This is a genomic window from Mycobacterium colombiense (assembly GCF_001665835.1).
Lineage (GTDB): Bacteria > Actinomycetota > Actinomycetes > Mycobacteriales > Mycobacteriaceae > Mycobacterium > Mycobacterium colombiense_A.
Window position 1 is genome coordinate 1 of record NZ_LZSX01000081.1, and the last position, 16848, is coordinate 16848.

Annotated in this window: 20 protein-coding genes; 2 read left to right on the forward strand and 18 right to left on the reverse strand. The window is 67.0% G+C overall.

Annotated elements, in window-relative coordinates; genetic code table 11:
* The 4 genes from A5760_RS19595 to A5760_RS19610 form a co-directional block, all read right to left on the reverse strand.
* On the reverse strand, positions 1-411 hold a 411-nt coding region (locus A5760_RS19595; protein WP_155764386.1), incomplete at its 3' end, for a DUF222 domain-containing protein.
* 36 nt (positions 412-447) lie between these two features.
* Positions 448-1383, reverse strand: coding sequence for a DUF4436 domain-containing protein (locus tag A5760_RS19600; protein ID WP_064883812.1), 936 nt, complete (start codon positions 1381-1383; stop codon positions 448-450).
* Between the two features lie 252 nt (positions 1384-1635).
* Positions 1636-2526 carry a formylglycine-generating enzyme family protein gene (locus A5760_RS19605; RefSeq protein WP_064883814.1) on the reverse strand — a complete coding sequence of 297 codons (891 nt, stop codon included), beginning with the start codon at positions 2524-2526 and terminating at the stop codon, positions 1636-1638.
* A 21-nt stretch (positions 2527-2547) separates the two neighbouring features.
* Positions 2548-3492, reverse strand: coding sequence for a DUF4436 domain-containing protein (locus tag A5760_RS19610; RefSeq protein ID WP_064883816.1), 945 nt, complete (start codon positions 3490-3492; stop codon positions 2548-2550).
* A gap of 266 nt (positions 3493-3758) precedes the next feature.
* On the opposite strand from A5760_RS19610, the gene pstS reads away from it, so the two are divergent.
* The gene (pstS, locus tag A5760_RS19615; RefSeq protein ID WP_064883818.1) at positions 3759-4880 is read left to right on the forward strand and encodes a phosphate ABC transporter substrate-binding protein PstS; all 1122 of its coding nucleotides are present in this window, start codon (positions 3759-3761) and stop codon (positions 4878-4880) included.
* 6 nt (positions 4881-4886) lie between these two features.
* Here pstS and A5760_RS19620 read toward each other — a convergent pair whose 3' ends face one another.
* The 14 genes from A5760_RS19620 to A5760_RS19685 form a co-directional block, all read right to left on the reverse strand.
* A complete protein-coding gene (locus A5760_RS19620) occupies positions 4887-5813 on the reverse strand; it encodes a DUF4436 domain-containing protein (RefSeq protein ID WP_064883820.1) in 927 nt (308 codons plus the stop codon).
* 11 nt (positions 5814-5824) lie between these two features.
* Positions 5825-8185 (reverse strand): arylsulfatase, encoded by a 2361-nt coding sequence (locus A5760_RS19625; protein WP_064883822.1) that lies wholly within the window; start codon positions 8183-8185, stop codon positions 5825-5827.
* An 88-nt stretch (positions 8186-8273) separates the two neighbouring features.
* Complete coding sequence (gene rpsQ, locus A5760_RS19630) at positions 8274-8630, reverse strand: 30S ribosomal protein S17 (protein ID WP_064883824.1); 357 nt, start codon at positions 8628-8630, stop codon at positions 8274-8276.
* Positions 8630-8863 (reverse strand): 50S ribosomal protein L29, encoded by a 234-nt coding sequence (gene rpmC / locus A5760_RS19635; RefSeq protein ID WP_007773580.1) that lies wholly within the window; start codon positions 8861-8863, stop codon positions 8630-8632. Before rpmC ends, rpsQ begins: the two co-directional genes overlap by 1 nt.
* Positions 8863-9279 (reverse strand): 50S ribosomal protein L16, encoded by a 417-nt coding sequence (gene rplP / locus A5760_RS19640; protein WP_007773582.1) that lies wholly within the window; start codon positions 9277-9279, stop codon positions 8863-8865. The genes rpmC and rplP overlap by 1 nt, the downstream gene beginning before the upstream one ends.
* A gap of 3 nt (positions 9280-9282) precedes the next feature.
* The gene (gene rpsC / locus A5760_RS19645; protein ID WP_064883826.1) at positions 9283-10122 is read right to left on the reverse strand and encodes a 30S ribosomal protein S3; all 840 of its coding nucleotides are present in this window, start codon (positions 10120-10122) and stop codon (positions 9283-9285) included.
* Complete coding sequence (rplV, locus tag A5760_RS19650; RefSeq protein WP_007773584.1) at positions 10122-10688, reverse strand: 50S ribosomal protein L22; 567 nt, start codon at positions 10686-10688, stop codon at positions 10122-10124. The genes rpsC and rplV overlap by 1 nt, the downstream gene beginning before the upstream one ends.
* On the reverse strand, positions 10685-10966 hold the full coding sequence (rpsS, locus tag A5760_RS19655; RefSeq protein WP_007773585.1) for a 30S ribosomal protein S19: 282 nt from the start codon (positions 10964-10966) through the stop codon (positions 10685-10687). The genes rplV and rpsS overlap by 4 nt, the downstream gene beginning before the upstream one ends.
* A 17-nt stretch (positions 10967-10983) precedes the next feature.
* Entirely contained in the window at positions 10984-11826 is an 843-nt protein-coding gene (gene rplB, locus A5760_RS19660; RefSeq protein ID WP_064883828.1) for a 50S ribosomal protein L2, read from the reverse strand.
* A gap of 27 nt (positions 11827-11853) precedes the next feature.
* Complete coding sequence (rplW, locus tag A5760_RS19665; RefSeq protein ID WP_007773589.1) at positions 11854-12156, reverse strand: 50S ribosomal protein L23; 303 nt, start codon at positions 12154-12156, stop codon at positions 11854-11856.
* On the reverse strand, positions 12157-12837 hold the full coding sequence (rplD, locus tag A5760_RS19670) for a 50S ribosomal protein L4 (protein ID WP_064883830.1): 681 nt from the start codon (positions 12835-12837) through the stop codon (positions 12157-12159).
* Positions 12837-13490 carry a 50S ribosomal protein L3 gene (gene rplC / locus A5760_RS19675; protein ID WP_064883832.1) on the reverse strand — a complete coding sequence of 218 codons (654 nt, stop codon included), beginning with the start codon at positions 13488-13490 and terminating at the stop codon, positions 12837-12839. The genes rplD and rplC overlap by 1 nt, the downstream gene beginning before the upstream one ends.
* 13 nt (positions 13491-13503) lie before the next feature.
* Positions 13504-13809, reverse strand: a complete 306-nt coding sequence (rpsJ, locus tag A5760_RS19680; protein ID WP_003873519.1) for a 30S ribosomal protein S10 — start codon at positions 13807-13809, stop codon at positions 13504-13506.
* 428 nt (positions 13810-14237) lie between these two features.
* Positions 14238-14840 (reverse strand): TetR/AcrR family transcriptional regulator, encoded by a 603-nt coding sequence (locus A5760_RS19685; protein ID WP_064883834.1) that lies wholly within the window; start codon positions 14838-14840, stop codon positions 14238-14240.
* A gap of 142 nt (positions 14841-14982) precedes the next feature.
* On the opposite strand from A5760_RS19685, the gene A5760_RS19690 reads away from it, so the two are divergent.
* Positions 14983-16572: an MFS transporter gene (locus A5760_RS19690; protein ID WP_064883836.1), complete on the forward strand. Its 1590-nt coding sequence runs from the start codon at positions 14983-14985 to the stop codon at positions 16570-16572.
* The last annotated feature ends 276 nt before the right edge of the window (positions 16573-16848 follow it).

Consider the following 16848-nt stretch of genomic DNA (forward strand, 5'->3'; position numbering starts at 1 on the left):
GCCCAACACGTCGGGGTCGGTGATCAAATCGGTGCGGAACACCATCGTTTGAAACATTCGGTAGTCGATATCGCCGGTCCGAAAGACCGCACCCATTTTCGGCAGCCGCTCACGCATCGCACGGGCATAGCGCACGCGGCTGGCGGCCAGTCCCTGGCCGATCCGCAGCTCCGCGGCCACTTCCGCGCTCACCGCCGCCTCGGTGTCGACCGCCCACTCCTCGCACTCCGAGCAGCGCGAAAGTCGATACGAAAACAAGTCTCCGATCGCCGCCAACTGCTCAGCCGCTGCGCGGTTCTCGACCCGCGAAAACGCACCAATCCGCTCCAGCAGCGCGGCCGACTCCGGCGTTGCCGACGGATGGTGCCGCTCGACAAGCTCGTCGAATCGGGCGATCACATCTCCGAACATATGTTCGATTATGCCACCGGGCTCCGACAAGTACGGTCAGTCGCCCTGCCGGATCCAGGCCACGATGTACAAGCTCATGGCCGTCACCAGCGCGATGAGCACCCACTGCACGATCGCCTGGTCGATCCACGAACCGGGCGGAGGCGCCCCGGGCAGGATGTTGCGCAACGGGACGATCGCGAACAGGTTCGCGGCGTACCAGGTGGCGAACGGCGGCAGGAACTTCCTTCTACCCAGCGCCATCGGAATGGCGACCAGCAGGGCCAGGGTGGGCAGGCTGATCAGCACCAGGCAGATCCCGAGGTCGAAGATCAGCGGACCCTTGGCCCGCTTCAGCGTGATCACCACGTTGCCGTTGTCGGTCGCGCGGGAGGTGCGCAACGCGCTCGGGTCGTGCATCCGGTTGACGCTGATCTCCCAGCCGTCCAGTGCGCCGGTCACTTCGACGCGGGCGGGCACCTTCTTGCGGTTCTCACCGCTCCCGACGAATGCATCGGCCGCGATCGGCTCGGTCTGGTAGGAGTCGAACGGCCAGTTACCGGGGTCGCCGTGCGCCTCGATGGTGGTGCTGAGCTGCGCAGGCGCCTTGCCCTTCGGGTATTGCAGATCGCCCAGATCACTTGTGGGATATAGGCGTACCGCGACGTCGTTGGCCAGCACGTCAAAACGGTTGTCGTACTGGGCAACTCCGGGATAGGCGAGCACCTCGACGGACAGGCGGTTGGCGACCGGCTTCAACTCTTCGAGGCGCAGCTGCACGATCGTGGCGTCGCCGCCGCCCTGGCTCAGGTCCAGTGGGGGCAGCGGCCCCTCCGACCGCTGCAGAAAATGCACACCGAAAAGCGACAGGACGTAGACGATGATGACCGCCGCGAGAATGCACACGCCGATCGCGATGCGCGGTGCCTCGCGCTTCTTCTTCGCGGGCGGCGCCGGAGCCGGCGCGACGGGAGTCGGAGCCTCCGTGGTCATCGGCCGCCGCCGCGAGCAATGGTGGGCCGCACGTAGCGCAAGGCTTGCTGGCGCCAGGCCGGTACCGCTGACGACATCGGGCTGCAGCGGGGCGACACGTCGTCAGATGTTAGCGAACGACGGAACCTCACGCGCGGCGAAATCCCCTGTCCAGAAACATAACAGGAGTCGGACACCCATCGGACACGCACCGTTAACTTCACCGGCCGAAACGGGCAGGGCGCACCCGGCCGGCGCGGGGCTGAGGATTTGCTAGCCCGGCGAGGCGTCCGCCACGCAGCGAAACCCGATGTGTGTCGTCGCGGAGTCCTGCGATTGCGGTGACCGGGCCGCCGGGCGGTAGCGGTGGCAGTACTCCGGCGCGCACAGGTGGCTGCCGCCCTTCAACGTCTGGTTGACGGACGGATCGGCCGGACCCGACGGGGTGCAGCAGGACTTGGGCGGCGCCTCGAGCCGGTGGTGGGCGGCGAACTCGGTGGCCGTCCACTCCCACACGTTGCCGATCATGTCGACCAGCCCAAAAGCGTTGGGGGCAAACGTGCCAACGGGCGACGTTCCCACCCAGCCGAGCGCGCCGTCATTGCGGTACGGGAAGTTGCCCTGCCAGGTGTTGGCCATCAACCGCCCGCCGATCGTGGGCTCGTCACCCCACGAGTACGTCGTCGTGGATCCGGCCCGGGCCGCGTACTCCCACTCGGCCTCGGTCGGCAGCCGCCGGCCGGCCCAGCGCGCATAGGCCGCCGCGTCCGGGTACGCCACCTGCACCACCGGATGATCGCCGCGGTCCGCGACATCGCTGTCGGGCCCGAACGGATGGCGCCAGCTCGCCCCAGGCATCCACTGCCACCACTGCCGCCAGTCGCGCAGGTCGACCGGCCCTGGCGTCGGCCGGAAAACCATTGCGCCCGGGCACAAATCGTCCGCGTTCGCTCCCGGGTAGAGCGCGGGGTCGATCGGCTGCTCGGCCACCGTGACATATCCGGTGGCGTTGACGAATTCGGCGAACTGTGCGTTGGTCACCGGATGGCGTTCCACCGCGATGGGACCCACCGTCACGGTGTGGATCGGCGCCTCTTCCGGGTAGAAGCTGGTCGACCCCATGCGGAATGACCCGCCCGGAAGGTCGACCAGCTCGCTCAGCACCCCTTCAGGCTATGACGCCGCTCAATCTGTTTGTCGGTACCACGTGACAAAGAACATGATCATCGCCACCACCAGCGCTATCAGCACCCAGAGCACCAGCGCCTGGTCGACCCAGGCTCCCGCCGGCGGCGAGCCGGGCAGGAAATTACGGATGGGGATGACGGCGAACAGCACGGCGGCGAACCACGTGACGAACGGCGGCAGGAATTTCCGCCGACCCGTCAGCATCAGCACGGCGATGGTCAATGCCAAGGCGGGCAAGGCGAAGAGCACGAGGCAGATCCCCGCATCGAAGATCAGCGTGCTCTTCGACCTGTGCAACGTGATGATGACGTTGTCGGCGCGGTCGGAGTCCTGGCTGGCTTCGCCGACCCGCTGGACGTCGACGTCGAAGCCGTCCAATCCGCCGGTGACCTCCACCCGCGCGGGAACGTAACGGCGCGCATCGCCCTGGCCGACCAGCACCTCGGCGGACAGGGCGTCGGTGCGGTAGGAGTCGAACGGCCAGTTGTTCGGGTTGCCGTGCGCCTCAATGGTCGTCGCGACTTGCGCCGGCGACTTACCGGCCGGATACTGCAAGTCCCCCAGGTCATTCGGCGGGTCCATGCGCACCGCGGTGTCGGTCTTCAGCACTTCGAGGCGTTTGTCGAACATCGAGTCCTCGGGGGTCACCAGCACCTTGACCGTGAGGCGGTTGGCGACGGTGTCCAGCTTCTCGAGGCGCACCAGCACGACGGTGTCGTTGGTCGCGTTGAGGTCCGGCGGCTTGAGCGGCCCCGCGGTCTGGGCCAGCAGATGCACGCCGAACAGCGACAGGACGTAGGCGGCGACAAAGCCCGCGACTGCGGCCACGGCGATGACCCTGCGCCGTTTACGCCGACCGGACGCGGCCGCGGGAGCAGGTGCGGCGGGCGGTTGCTCCGGCGGCGCCGGAGGTGATGGCGAGGGTGGCGCTAGATGGGTCATCGGGGAACACTTCCGTTTGGGATTCGAGCACTCGAAGACGAATGCTAGCGAACTCCACCTCGCGGCGGGGCAAGTTTGAAAATTCGTCATGCTTAGGTAATTTTCGCCGACACACCACGCCGCGCCGCCCGGCTCAGCGAAACGGATATGCCGAGCCGGCGGCGGCCGACCGCTCGACCGCGCAAACCTTCGCCGCACCGAGGGTCGGCGCTCCAGTTCATCCGGATTTTGTTTGCCTGTTAATCCGTGGCGGTAAATGTCAAGGGGTGAAGCGCAATCGTTCGGTCGCCGGCGCCCTGGCGGCCGGCGCCATGCTGGTCTCGGCCTGCAGCAACTCCCCCGCGAGCCTGCCGTACACCGCCGGGGCCAAGGTCGATTGCGGGGGCAAGCAGACCCTGGCGGCCAGCGGCTCGACCGCGCAAGCGAACGCGATGACCAAATTCATCGACGCCTATCACCAGGCCTGCTCGTCGCAGAGCCTCAACTACACCGCCAACGGGTCCGGCAACGGCATCAACGACTTCCTCGCCGGCAAAACCGATTTCGCCGGATCGGACACACCGCTGTCGGGAGACCAGTACGCCGCCGCCAAGCGGCGGTGCGGCGGCGCCGACGCCTGGAACCTGCCGGTGGTGTTCGGCCCGCTGGCCATCACCTACAACCTCGCCACCGTCGACTCCCTGGTGCTCGACGCGCCCACGCTGGCCAAGATCTTCAACGGCACCGTCACGCGCTGGGACGACCCGGCCCTGGCGTCGCTCAACGCCTCCATGCCGGCCGAGGACATTCACGTCATCTACCGCAGCGACGACTCGGGCACCACCGACAACTTCCAGGCCTACCTGCAGTCCGCGTCCGGCGGGGCCTGGGGCAAGGGTGCGGGCAAGACCTTCAACGGCGGCGTGGGTACCGGCGCCGTCGGCAACACCGGCGTCGCTGCCGCCGTGAAGAGCACCGAGGGGGCGATCGGCTACAACGAACTCTCGTTCGCGCTCCAGCAAGGCCTATTCGCCGCCGAGATCAAGACGCCGGCCAGCCGCAGGTCGTTGCGCCCGGTCCGGATCGGCACCGACACGGTCGGCAAAACCATCAAGGCCGCCAAGATCACCGGCGCGGGAAACGATCTGGTGCTCGACCTGTCGTCGTTCTACAACCCCGCCCAGCCCGACGTCTACCCGATCGTGTTGGCCACCTACGAGATCGTCTGCTCGAAGTACCCGACCTACGATGTGGCCAAGGCGGTCAAGGCTTTTTTGCAGGCGGCCATCGGCCCCGGCCAGATCGAACTGGCCAGAAGCGGTTATATCCCGTTGTCGGCCGACTTCCAGGCCCGGGTCTCCAGCGCGGTGGACGCGATCAGCTCGATGGACGCACCGAAGCCCGAATGAGTGAATTCAGGTCTGGGTAGGCGTTTTTCGATCGCGTTGTCGCCACCACCCGACCAGGAACAGCGTCAGCGCACCGACCAGCCCGATCAACACCCACAGCACGATGGCCTGGTCGACCCACGAGCCGTACGGTGGGCTGCCCGGCAGGATGTTGCGCAGCGGGACGATGGCGAAAAGCATTGCGCCGTACCACGTGGTGAGCGGCGGCAGGAACGACGTCCTGCCCAGCGCCACGGGAATGGCAACCCAGAGCGCCAGGACGGGCAGCGAGATCAAGACCAGGCAGATGCCGACATCGAAGATCAGCTGCCCCTTGGCCCGGTGCAGCGTAATCACCAAGTCGTCCTTGAGATCTGGGTTGTTGTCTTCGGCGTCGTGGACGCGGGTGACGGTGGCATCCCACCCGTCCAGCCCGCCGGTGGCTTCGACGCGGGCGGCCGTCTTCTCCTTGTTGGCGCCGGAGCCGGTGAACACGTCGGCCGAGATGACCCCGGTTCGGTACGAATCGAACGGCCAGTTCGCGGGATCGCCGTGCGCCTCGATGGTCGTGGTCACCTGTGCTGGCGCCTTGCCGACCGGGTACTGCAGGTCACCCAGGTCGTTGTCGGGATACAGCCGCACCGCCGCGTCGGTCGTCAGCACGCCGAAGTTCTTGTCGTACAACGTGTCTTTGGGGTAAACGAGCACATTGACCGTCAATCTGTTCGCGACGGTGTCCAGTTTCTCCAGCCGCACCTGTACGACGCTGTCCTCGGCCTCGACCTTGCTCAGGTCCACCGCGGGCAGCGGGGGCGCCGATTTGGCCAGCAGGTGCACGGCGATCAGCGACAGCACGTAGATAACGATGAGGGAGGCGACAATCCCGAACGCGATCGCGATTTGCCGCCCTCGTGCGCCGGTCGGTGCCGGCGGGGCCGGAGGCCCGGCGGTCATTGGGGTACCCATCAGTCCCGCGAAAAGGCAAGCGCGATCTCGGTTTCCACATCCACGTAGGGCCGGCCGGACAGGTCGACGGTGACCTGGGTGATGGTGCCGCCGGTGAACGTGAACGGCGCCTTGTAGCGGCTGGACACTCCCGATCCGCCGTTGCGCCCGACCGTGATACCCGCACCGGCCAGCCCGAACGTGCCGGGGTGGGTGGTCACCCCGGTCAGCGTGCCGACGACGTTGTCGTCGATGAACAGCGTGACGTCGCCCAGCGGCGTATGACTGTTCTCGACCGTTCCGGTGCGTGAATAGCTGGCACCGAACAGGTGCTTGCCCAGGGGCACGGCGCCGGACGACGACACCTCCTGCTGGCGCTCGCCGAGGAAGTTGTACACGTAATGCAGCCGCCCGTCCTGAATGAACAGCACATGCCCGCCGTGCGCGCCGCCCTGCTTGAACAGCACCCCCTCGGCGCCGGTGGTGTCCACGGTCACCTCGGCCAGCACCGAGAACGACCGGCCGCGGAGTTCGGCGGCGGCACCGATGCTGACATCGGCGCAGTCGGGATAGTAGATGTAGCTGTTCCGGTCGCTGACCAGATACGGCCGCGACCGCCCCAGGGTCTCCAGGATGTTCAGATCCGACAGCGGCAGCCCGTTGTATTTGGCCGCCTCCGAGAACCACAGCGCCTTGAGTTCTTCGAGTTTGTCCGGGTTTTCGGCCGCCAGGTCGTGGCATTGGCTGCGGTCGGCCTCGATGTGGAACAGTTCCCAGCGGTCGGCGTCGAAGTGTGACCAGCCGGCCGGTGTCGCCGCGTGCACGGTGTTGGCGAACCAGCCCTGGTGCCAGATGCCACGAGTGCCCAGCATGGTGTAGAACTGGGTGCTCTTGGCGCTGTCGGCGCCCGAATCATCAAGGACCGCTTTGAAACTCACGCCGTCGAGCGGCTTCTGGGCGATGCCCTTGACCGTTTCCGGCGGCGTCATGCTCAGCAGGTCGTAGATGGTCGGGGTGATGTCGCAGACGTTGACGTAGTTGTCGCGGACCTCACCGTGTGCGGCAATTCCGTTGGGCCACGAGATGATTGCCGTGTCGGCGATGCCGCCCTCATGCGAGGCGTAGCGCTTGTACAGCTTGTAGGGCGTATTGAACGCCATCGCCCATCCGATCGGGTAATGGTTGTAGGTCTCCGGTCCGCCGAGGTGTTCGAAGAGCTTCATGCTTTCTTCGACGGTGTCGATGTAGCCGTTGAAGAACTTTCCCTCGTTGACTGATCCGTTCGGGCCGCCCTCACCGCTGGCACCGTTGTCGGAGATGACCACGATGATGGTGTCGTCCAGCTGACCCGATTCCTCGAGATAGTCCAGGATCCGGCCGATCTGGGCGTCGGTGTAGCTCAGGAATCCGGCGAACACCTCGGCCATCCGGGAGAACAGCCTCTTCTCTTCGTCGTTCAGCGATTCCCAGGGCCGCACCGTGTCCTGCAACGGCCACGGTTCGCCGCCCGGCCCCTTCACGTCGAGATATGGGTTCACCGGCGACAATTCGGTCTCGGGCGGCACGATCCCCAGCGACTTCTGCCGCTCCAGCACCACCTCGCGGTACCGCTCATAGCCCATGTCGAACTTGCCGGCGTAGCGGTCCGCCCACTCCTTGAAGACATGATGCGGTGCATGCCCGGCGCCGGGGCACACGTAGGAGAACCAAGGCTTCTCGGGCGCAATCACTTTGGCGTCACGGATGAATTCGATAGCCTTGTCGGCGAGGTCCTTCGAGAGGTGGTAGCCGTCCTCCGGGGTGCCCGGCGGAGTGACCGGGTGGTTGTCGTACACCAGGTCCGGATACCACTGGTCGGTCTCCCCGCCCAGGAACCCGTAGAACCGTTCGAAGCCGCGCGAGGTCGGCCAGTGCCGCTTCGTCGAGGCGAGGTTCGATTCCTCGAGGGGCGTCAGGTGCCACTTGCCCACGCAGTAGGTGTTGTATCCCCGTTCGCCGAGAGCCTCGGAGAGCAGGCCGGTTTCGAACGGGATGCGGCCGTTGGCGTTGGGGAAGCCCTCGGTGAACTCCTCGATGGTGGCCATGCCGACGGTCGTGGCGTTGCGGCCGGTGAGCAACGACGCCCGGGTGGGCGAGCACAGCGCGGTGGTGTGGAATTGCGAGAGGCGGACGCCGCGCTCGGCGATGCGCGACATGGCGGGCATCTCGACCAGGCCGCCGAAGCAGTCCCAGGTCGCGATGCCCGTGTCGTCCCACACCAGGTACAGCACGTTGGGCGCGTTCCGGGGCGCCGTCGGCGCGGCGTAGGGCCCCCAATCCGGTTCGGAATCCCGGATGTCGAGCTCGATCTTCCCGTTGAACTGCCCCGACCCAGCCACCATCGTCAGCCTCACTCTCGTAGCGGACTTGCCGAACGTGCGTGAAGACTACACCCGGGACCGGGCGCTGCGGTGGTGGTACTGAAAGGGCTTACTTCGCCTTTTCCAGAATTTCGACGAGCCGCCAACGCTTGGTCGCCGACGTCGGGCGGGTCTCCATCAGCGAGACGCGGTCACCGATCCCGGCGGTGCTGTTCTCGTCGTGCGCCTTGACCTTCGTGGTGGTCCGGATGATCTTGCCGTACAGCGGGTGACGCACGCGGTCTTCGAGCTCGACCACGATGGTCTTCTGCATCTTGTCACTCACCACGTAGCCGATGCGCACCTTGCGGCGGCCCCGCACCTTCGGGTTGGCCGGAGTGTTCTTGGGGCCTTTGAGATTCCCGTCCTTCGACGCGACCTCGGTCTTGGCGGCCTTCTTGGGGGCAGCCTTCTTGGCTTCTGCCATCACGATTCCTTACCGTCGGGCCCGGAAGCCAAGCCCAGTTCTCGTTCGCGCAGCACGGTGTAGACGCGCGCGATCTCCTGACGCACCGTGCGGAGCCGGCGGTTGTTGGTGAGCTGTCCGGTCGCCATCTGGAAACGCAGATTGAAAAGCTCTTCCTTGGATTCGCGCAACCGCTCGGCCAGCTCCTCCTCGGTGAGCTCACGCAGTTCGCCAGGCGAAATTCCCACGGCCATCAGAACTGATCCTCTCGAGTCACGATGCGAGCCTTGATCGGCAGCTTGTGGATTGCGCGGGTCAGCGCCGCCCGGGCGGTCTGCTCGTTGGGGTAGCTGAGTTCGAACAGCACCCGGCCCGGCTTGACGTTGACGACCCACCACTCCGGCGAACCCTTACCCGAACCCATGCGGGTTTCGGCGGGCTTCTTGGTCAGCGGGCGGTCGGGGAAGACGTTGATCCACACCTTGCCGCCACGCTTGATGTGCCGGTTGATGGCGATACGAGCGGACTCGATCTGCCGGTTGGTGACGTAGGCGTGCTCCAGAGCCTGGATGCCGTAGTCACCGAAGTTCACCGCCGTGCCGCCACTGGCGATGCCGCGCTGGCGGGGGTGGTGCTGCTTACGGTGTTTAACCCTGCGGGGAATCAACATGATTCAGCTCTCCGTGCTTTGTGGTTCTGCAGCGGGTGCGGACTGGGACGCGGCGGCTGCAGCGCCCTCTTCGGCGCTCGCGGCCGCGCGGCCGGCCTCGGTGCTGGTGCCCGTGGTGCCCGACGCGCCGCTGCGGCGCGGGCGGGTGCCCGACGGACGCTCGCGGCGCGGACGCTCGGCGCCCGCCGGAGCGGCGGCGGCCAATTCCCGCTTCCCACCGACGACGTCGCCCTTGTAGATCCACACCTTCACGCCGATCCGGCCGAAGGTGGTCTTGGCTTCGTACAGGCCGTAGTCGATGTCGGCGCGCAGCGTGTGCAGCGGCACGCGGCCCTCGCGGTAGAACTCCGAGCGGCTCATCTCGGCGCCACCGAGGCGGCCGGAGCACTGCACCCGGATGCCCTTGACGTTGGGCTGACGCATCGCCGACTGGATCGCCTTACGCATCGCGCGGCGGAACGCCACACGGTTGCTCAGCTGCTCGGCAACACCCTGGGCCACCAATTGTGCCTGCGACTCCGGGTTTCGGACCTCGAGGATGTTGAGCTGCACCTGCTTGCCGGTCAGCTTCTCCAGGTCGGCACGGATCCGGTCGGCCTCTGTGCCGCGGCGGCCGATCACGATGCCGGGACGCGCGGTGTGGATGTCGACCCGGACCCGGTCGCGGGTGCGCTCGATCTCCACGTCGGCGATGCCGGCGCGCTCCAGGCCGGTCGAGAGCAGCCGCCGGATCGCGACGTCTTCCTTGACGTAGTCCGCGTACTGCTTGTCGGCGTACCAGCGTGACTTCCAGTCGGTGGTGATGCCCAGCCGGAAGCCGTGCGGATTGATCTTCTGGCCCACTAGTCTGAGCCTCCCTTCGCGTCAGAGGTCTCAGACGTCTTGGCTTCGGCTTTCGCGGCGGCCTTCTTCGCGGGCGCCTTGGTCCCCGAACCAGCCCCGGCCTTCTTGGCGGGTGCCTTGTTGGCCGGTGCTTTCTTGGCGGGGGCCTTCGCGGCGGCCTTGCTGGCCTCGGCGCGGCGGGCCCGGGTCGACTTCGCCGATCCCTGGTCCTTGCCCGGCCGGCTTTCCACCACGACCGTGATGTGGCTGGTGCGCTTGCGGATCCGGAACGCGCGGCCCTGGGCGCGCGGACGGATGCGCTTGGCGGTGGGGCCCTCGTCGGCGTAGACGGTGGCGACCACCAGGGTCGCCGGGTCCAGTCCGTTGTTGTTCTGCGCGTTGGCCGCGGCGCTGGCGATCACCTTGGCCACCGGCTCACTGGCGGCCTGCGGCGCCCAGCGCAAGATGTCCAGCGCGTCGGCCACCGAGCGGCCGCGCACCAGGTCGATCACCCGGCGCGCCTTTCTCGGCGACACCCGCACGAAACGTGCTTTGGCCACCGCCGATGGGAATTCCGTTGTGGTCATCGCCGTTTGGCCTTCCGGTCGTCCTTGATGTGTCCCTTGAAGGTGCGGGTGGGCGCGAATTCACCAAGCTTGTGGCCGACCATCGCCTCGGTGACGAACACCGGGACGTGCTTGCGTCCGTCGTGGACGGCGAAGGTGTGGCCGATGAAGTCAGGAATGATCGTCGAACGCCGCGACCATGTCTTGATCACCTGTTTGGTGTTCTTCTCGTTCTGCGTGTCCACCTTCTTCAGCAGGTGGCCATCGACGAACGGGCCCTTCTTCAGGCTGCGTGGCATGTGCTACTCCTGACTTCCTAGCGACCGTGCTTCTTGCCGGTGCGCCGGCGTCGGACAATGAGCTTGTTACTGGCCTTGTTGGGGTGGCGGGTGCGGCCCTCGGGCTTGCCCCACGGGCTCACCGGGTGACGACCACCGGAGGTCTTACCCTCACCACCACCGTGCGGGTGGTCCACCGGGTTCATGACGACACCACGGACCGAAGGGCGCTTGCCCTTCCACCGCATCCGGCCGGCCTTGCCCCAGTTGATGTTCGCCTGCTCGGCGTTGCCGACCTCGCCGACCGTGGCGCGGCAGCGCACGTCGACGCGGCGGATCTCACCGCTGGGCATACGCAGCGACGCGTAGGTGCCCTCCTTACCGAGCAGCTGGATGCTGGACCCGGCGGAGCGCGCCAGCTTGGCGCCGCCGCCCGGACGCAGCTCCACGGCGTGGATCACGGTACCGGCCGGGATGTTGCGCAGCGGCAGGTTGTTGCCCGGCTTGATGTCCGCGTTCGGGCCGCACTCCACCACGTCGCCCTGCGAGAGTCCCTGCGGCGCAATGATGTAGCGCTTCTCGCCGTCCAGGAAGTGCAGCAGTGCGATGTTGGCGGTCCGGTTGGGGTCGTACTCGATGTGCGCGACCTTGGCGTTGACGCCGTCCTTGTCGTTGCGACGGAAGTCGATCACCCGGTAGGCGCGCTTGTGGCCACCACCCTTGTGGCGGGTGGTGATGCGGCCGTGCGCGTTTCGCCCACCGTGGCCGTGCAGCGGACGCACCAGCGACTTCTCCGGGGCGGAACGAGTGACCTCGGAGAAATCGGACACGCTCGAGCCGCGGCGGCCCGGACTCGTCGGCTTGTACTTACGAATTGCCATGTCTAATCAGGTTTCCTCTCGCGGCGGCTACGCCGGTGCCCCGAACAGATCGATCGGCTTGCTGCCCGGCGCCAGCGTGACGATGGCCCGCTTGGTGCTCTTGCGCTTGCCGAATCCGGTCCTGGTGCGCTTCCGCTTACCTTGCCGGTTCGCGGTGTTCACCGATGCGACCTTGACGGAGAAGATCTTCTCGATAGCGATCTTGATCTGCGTCTTGTTCGAATCCGGGTGCACCACAAACGTGTACACGTTGTCGTCGAGCAGCGAATAGGACTTCTCCGAGATGACCGGGCCGAGAATGATGTCGCGGGGGTCAGTGATGGTCGCCATCTACGCCGTTACCTCCACATCTTTGTCGGCGGCACCGCCGGTGGCCCCGGCGATGTAGGCGTTGAGCGCCTCAACGCTGAACACCACGTCGTCGGAGCGCAGCACGTCATAGGTGTTGAGCTGGTCGGCGGTCAGGATGTGCACACCGGGCAGGTTGCGCACGCTCTTGGCGCCGGCCTCGTCGCTGCGGCCGATCACGACCAGCAGCCGCTTGCGGTCGGTCAGCGTGCCCAGGAACGCCTTGGCGTTCTTGGTGGACGGCGTCTGACCCGGCACCAGCTCGGTGATCGCGTGGATACGGCCGTTGCGCGCCCGGTCGGACAGTGCGCCGCGCAACGCCGCGGCGATCATCTTCTTGGGCGTGCGCTGGCTGTAGTCGCGGGGCTTGGGTCCGTGCACGACGCCACCGCCGGTGAACTGCGGGGCGCGTGTCGAACCCTGTCGGGCCCGGCCGGTTCCCTTCTGCCGGTACGGCTTACGGCCACCGCCGCTGACGTCGCCGCGCGTCTTGGTCGAGTGCGTGCCCTGACGCGCCGCCGCCCGCTGCGCGGTGACGACCTGGTGCATCAGCGCGATATTGGCCGGGGCGTCGAACAATTCGGCCGGCAGCTCGATCGAGCCCTCGACCTTGCCGCCCGGCGTCTTGACGTCAATCTTGAGCGTCTTGGAGCCTTCTGCCATCACTTCTCACCTCGTTTGACCGCGCTGCGGACCACGACGAGTCCACCGGTGCGGCCGGGGACCGCGCCCTTGATCAGCAGCACGCCGTTCTCGGTATCGACCTTGTGCACCAACAGGTTCTGGACGGTCACGCGATCGCTACCCATCCGGCCCGACATCCGGGTGCCCTTGAACACCCGGGCGGGGGTGGCGCAGCCGCCGATCGAGCCCGGGCGGCGGTGCACCGCCTGGGCGCCGTGACTGGCGCCCTGACCACTGAAGCCGTGACGCTTCATGGTGCCGGCGAAACCCTTGCCCTTGGAGGTGCCCGTGACGTCGACGTAGACGCCGTCGGCGAAGATCTCCGCCGTCAGCTCCTGGCCGACCTCGTACTCGGCGGCCGCCTCGGGGTTTTCCAGGCGCAGCTCGGCCAGGAACCGACGCGGGTTCACGCCCGCGGCCGCGTACTGACCGGTCACCGGCTTGTTGACCTTGCGGGGACTGATCTCGCCGTAGGCCAGCTGTACGGCGCTGTAGCCGTCCTGCTCGGGGGTACGGATCCGGGTCACCACGTTCGGGCCGGCCTTGACGACCGTCACCGGCACGATCTTGTTGTTCTCGTCGAACACCTGCGTCATGCCCAGCTTGGTACCCAGAATGCCTTTTCTTGCCATGAGTCTGGATCTCCTACTGGATGTTGACGTCGACACTGGCCGGAAGGTCGATGCGCATCAGCGCGTCGACGGTCTTCGGCGTCGGGTCGAGGATGTCGATCAGCCGCTTGTGCGTGCGCATCTCGAAGTGCTCCCGCGAGTCCTTGTACTTGTGCGGTGAGCGGATGACGCAATACACGTTCTTCTCAGTCGGCAGCGGCACCGGACCTACAACGCTGGCACCCGTGCGGACGACGGTCTCGACGATCTTGCGCGCCGACGCGTCAATAGCCTCATGGTCGTAGGCCTTAAGCCTGATGCGGATCTTCTGTCCCGCCACGCTTCTCCTACCCTCACTCCTGTTGGGGCCCGGTATCCGGGCTCGCATAGTCCTCAGTGCCACCGGCGCGCCGATCGGGCCGGCCAACTCTGGGCCGATCGAGCGTTGCGCCGGATATTGCGCCGCTGTTTACCTGTCGTGGTCCACCGGCCCCCGCGGTCGGGCGTGTCACCCTCACGCAGCCTCATCCGCGATCGAAATTCGTCGCTCTCAAAGGATGGGACCGGACGCGCCCGTTTGGACGCTGGTCGTATGCCCGACCAGGCGCGAACCCGGCTCAAGGCAACCTGAACAGTATGCCTCAGATCGTGGCCCGAACAAAATTCGGCCGCGATCTCGGGCCGAATCGACCGTACCCGATCCGAGGACGGTAGCACCGGGGCGTAAATGCGCTGGTCACAGCCCTCGAGGCGGCTGGCGCCGGAGCCTCAGGCGCCGGCCGATTCGATGTTCGCTGCGCCGGCGCTGCCGCACTGCACATGTAAGAAGCCGTCGACGGCCGCCAGCGCGCACTGGTGGTAGTCGAAATCGGGCAGCGTGGACAGCCGGCCCAGCACCAGCGGGCCGATGAGCAGGGCGATCGCCCGCGACCGGTCCACCTCCCCCAGCTCGGCGGCCTCCGGGCTGTCGAAAATGGCGTCGAAGGGCTCGGCGTACTGCTGGGCGATGCGCTCGCGCAGGGTGGTGATTGCCGCGCTGTCGGCGTTGTGGCTGTGTCGCGGCTCGGGCAGACCCTCCAGGTCGCGCCCCAGCGCCAGCCAGGACATGGCCGTCATGACGGTGGGCGCCTGGGCCACGGATTCGGCCTGGGCCAGCACCACGGCGACCAGCCGGTCGCGCAGCGAACCCTCGGCGGGCGGGGTTGGCGACGCCGGGATCAGGCTGTTGAAAGCCGCTGCCAGTAGGTCGTTTCCGCTCGGGAAGTGGCGATACAGGGTGGCCCGGGCCACGTTGGCGGTGCGGGTGACCGCGTCGACCGTCACCGCGCTGGGACCCCCGGCACGCAGCAGCGTGACGGCGGCGTCTAGCAGCCTGGCCCGCGATCTCGCGGGGCGCGGGTCGGACGTCCCGGTGGCGATTGTGACCCACCTCCCTGTTTGAGGACGAGACTAGCCGTCTACCTACAAGACTATTGGTCTCGAAACTTCGCATGCTCCCAAGGAGGCGAACCGCATGGTCGAAACCCTCGTCCGGACTGACCAGCGTACTGACGGGATCGGCATCGGCGATAGCTTCCGCGCCCGAAACTGGACGCTGGCCGTCGCCTGCATGGCCGTCGCTCTGGTGGTGGCGTCGATGACGGCCCTGAACACCGCGCTCGGCGACCTCGCGGTGGCCACCTCGGCCACCGCATCGGAACTGAACTGGGTCGTCGACGGCTACACCGTGGCTCTGGCGTGTCTGCTGCTGCCGGCCGGCGCGATCGGTGACCGCTACGGCCGGCGCGGTGCGCTGCTGACCGGACTGCTGGTGTTCGCGATCGGTTCGATGACCCCGGCGCTGCTGCACAACCCGGCGCAGATCATCGCGGGCCGGGCGGTGGCCGGGATCGGCGCCGCGTTCGTCATGCCCGCCACGCTGTCGCTGCTGACCGTGGCCTATCCAAAAGAGGACCGCACCAAGGCCGTTGGCATCTGGGCCGGGACCGCCGGTTCCGGCGGCGTCCTGGGCATGCTCGGTTCTGGCCTGCTGCTTCGGTTTTGGGACTGGCATGCCATCTTCTGGTCGCTGGGCATCGCCGGCCTGGTGATCTTCGCGCTGGCCTGCACCGTCGCGTCGTCGCGCGACGCGGGCGCCCCCCGGGTCGATGCGCTGGGCGCGGTCCTGATCGGCGCGGCGGTCGCCATCGCGGTGGCCGCCATCCTGGAAGCGCCCGGGCGCGGCTGGAGCGATCCGGTGGTGTGGGGCGGCCTCGTCGTCGGCGCGGTGATCGCCGCGGCGTTCGGTGCCGTCGAGTTGCGCCTGGCGCTGCGGGGCAGGCAACCACTGCTGGACGTCCGGCTGTTCGCCGACCCGAACTTCGCCACCGGGGTGACCGCGATCGTCATCCTGTTCGGCGCCACCTTCGGCTTCTTCTACATCGGCATGCAATACGTGCAGCAGATCATGGGCTACTCCGCGCTGGCGACGGCGACCGCCTTCGGGCCGTTCATGGTGCCGCTGGGCATCTTCTCGGCCCTGTCGTTCTGGTACGTGCCCAAGCTGGGGCTGCGGCTGGTGTTGTTCGTCGGCACACTGCTGATGGCGGTCGGGTTCGGCTGCATGTACGGGCTGGACCTGCACTCGACGTATATCGAATTCGCCTGGCCCACTCTGATTCTCGCCACCGGAATCGGAATATGCACGGCGCCGACGACTTCGGCGATCATGGGTGCGGTTCCCGACGAGAAGCAGGGTGTGGCCTCCGCGGTGAACGACACGTCGCGCGAGATGGGCGGCGCGCTGGGCATCGCGGTGGCCGGTTCCATCCTGGCCGGCCGCTACTCGCACGAGCTTGCACCCAGGCTGGCGGGATTTCCGGCGCCGGTCCGCGGCCAGGCCACCGACTCGCTGGCCAAGGCCGTGGAGATCGCCGGCCGGCTCGGGCCCCAGGGCCGGCAGCTGGCCGACATCAGCAAGTCCGCGTTCCTGGCGGCCCTGCACGCCTCCACCATCACGATGGCCGCGATCGTCGCCGTCGCCGCCGTGGCGATCGGGGTATGGGCGCCCGGCCGCGACGGCCGCCAGCTACGCCCGGTGCGGCGGATGCTGTCGCACCGCTGACGCGCCACTTCGGTCAAGACCAATGCTGTTGTCCGACAGCGGATTCAACATGCATGACGGCGCCGCGAAAGCTTGCAACCGCCAGCCGTTTCTGGTATCAGGGATGTATATCGACAGATGCAAATCATCTCTGTACGGCGAGGTGGATGTGGTGTTGATGGGCGTTACGAGCGTGGTCGAACCGGCATGCGCGGCGCTCCGTGAGGCGGCGGCGATCGTGGAGGCCGAATGGATGCGCCTGCGGCGACCGAGCGTGCCGGTTCGATACCCCAGCCG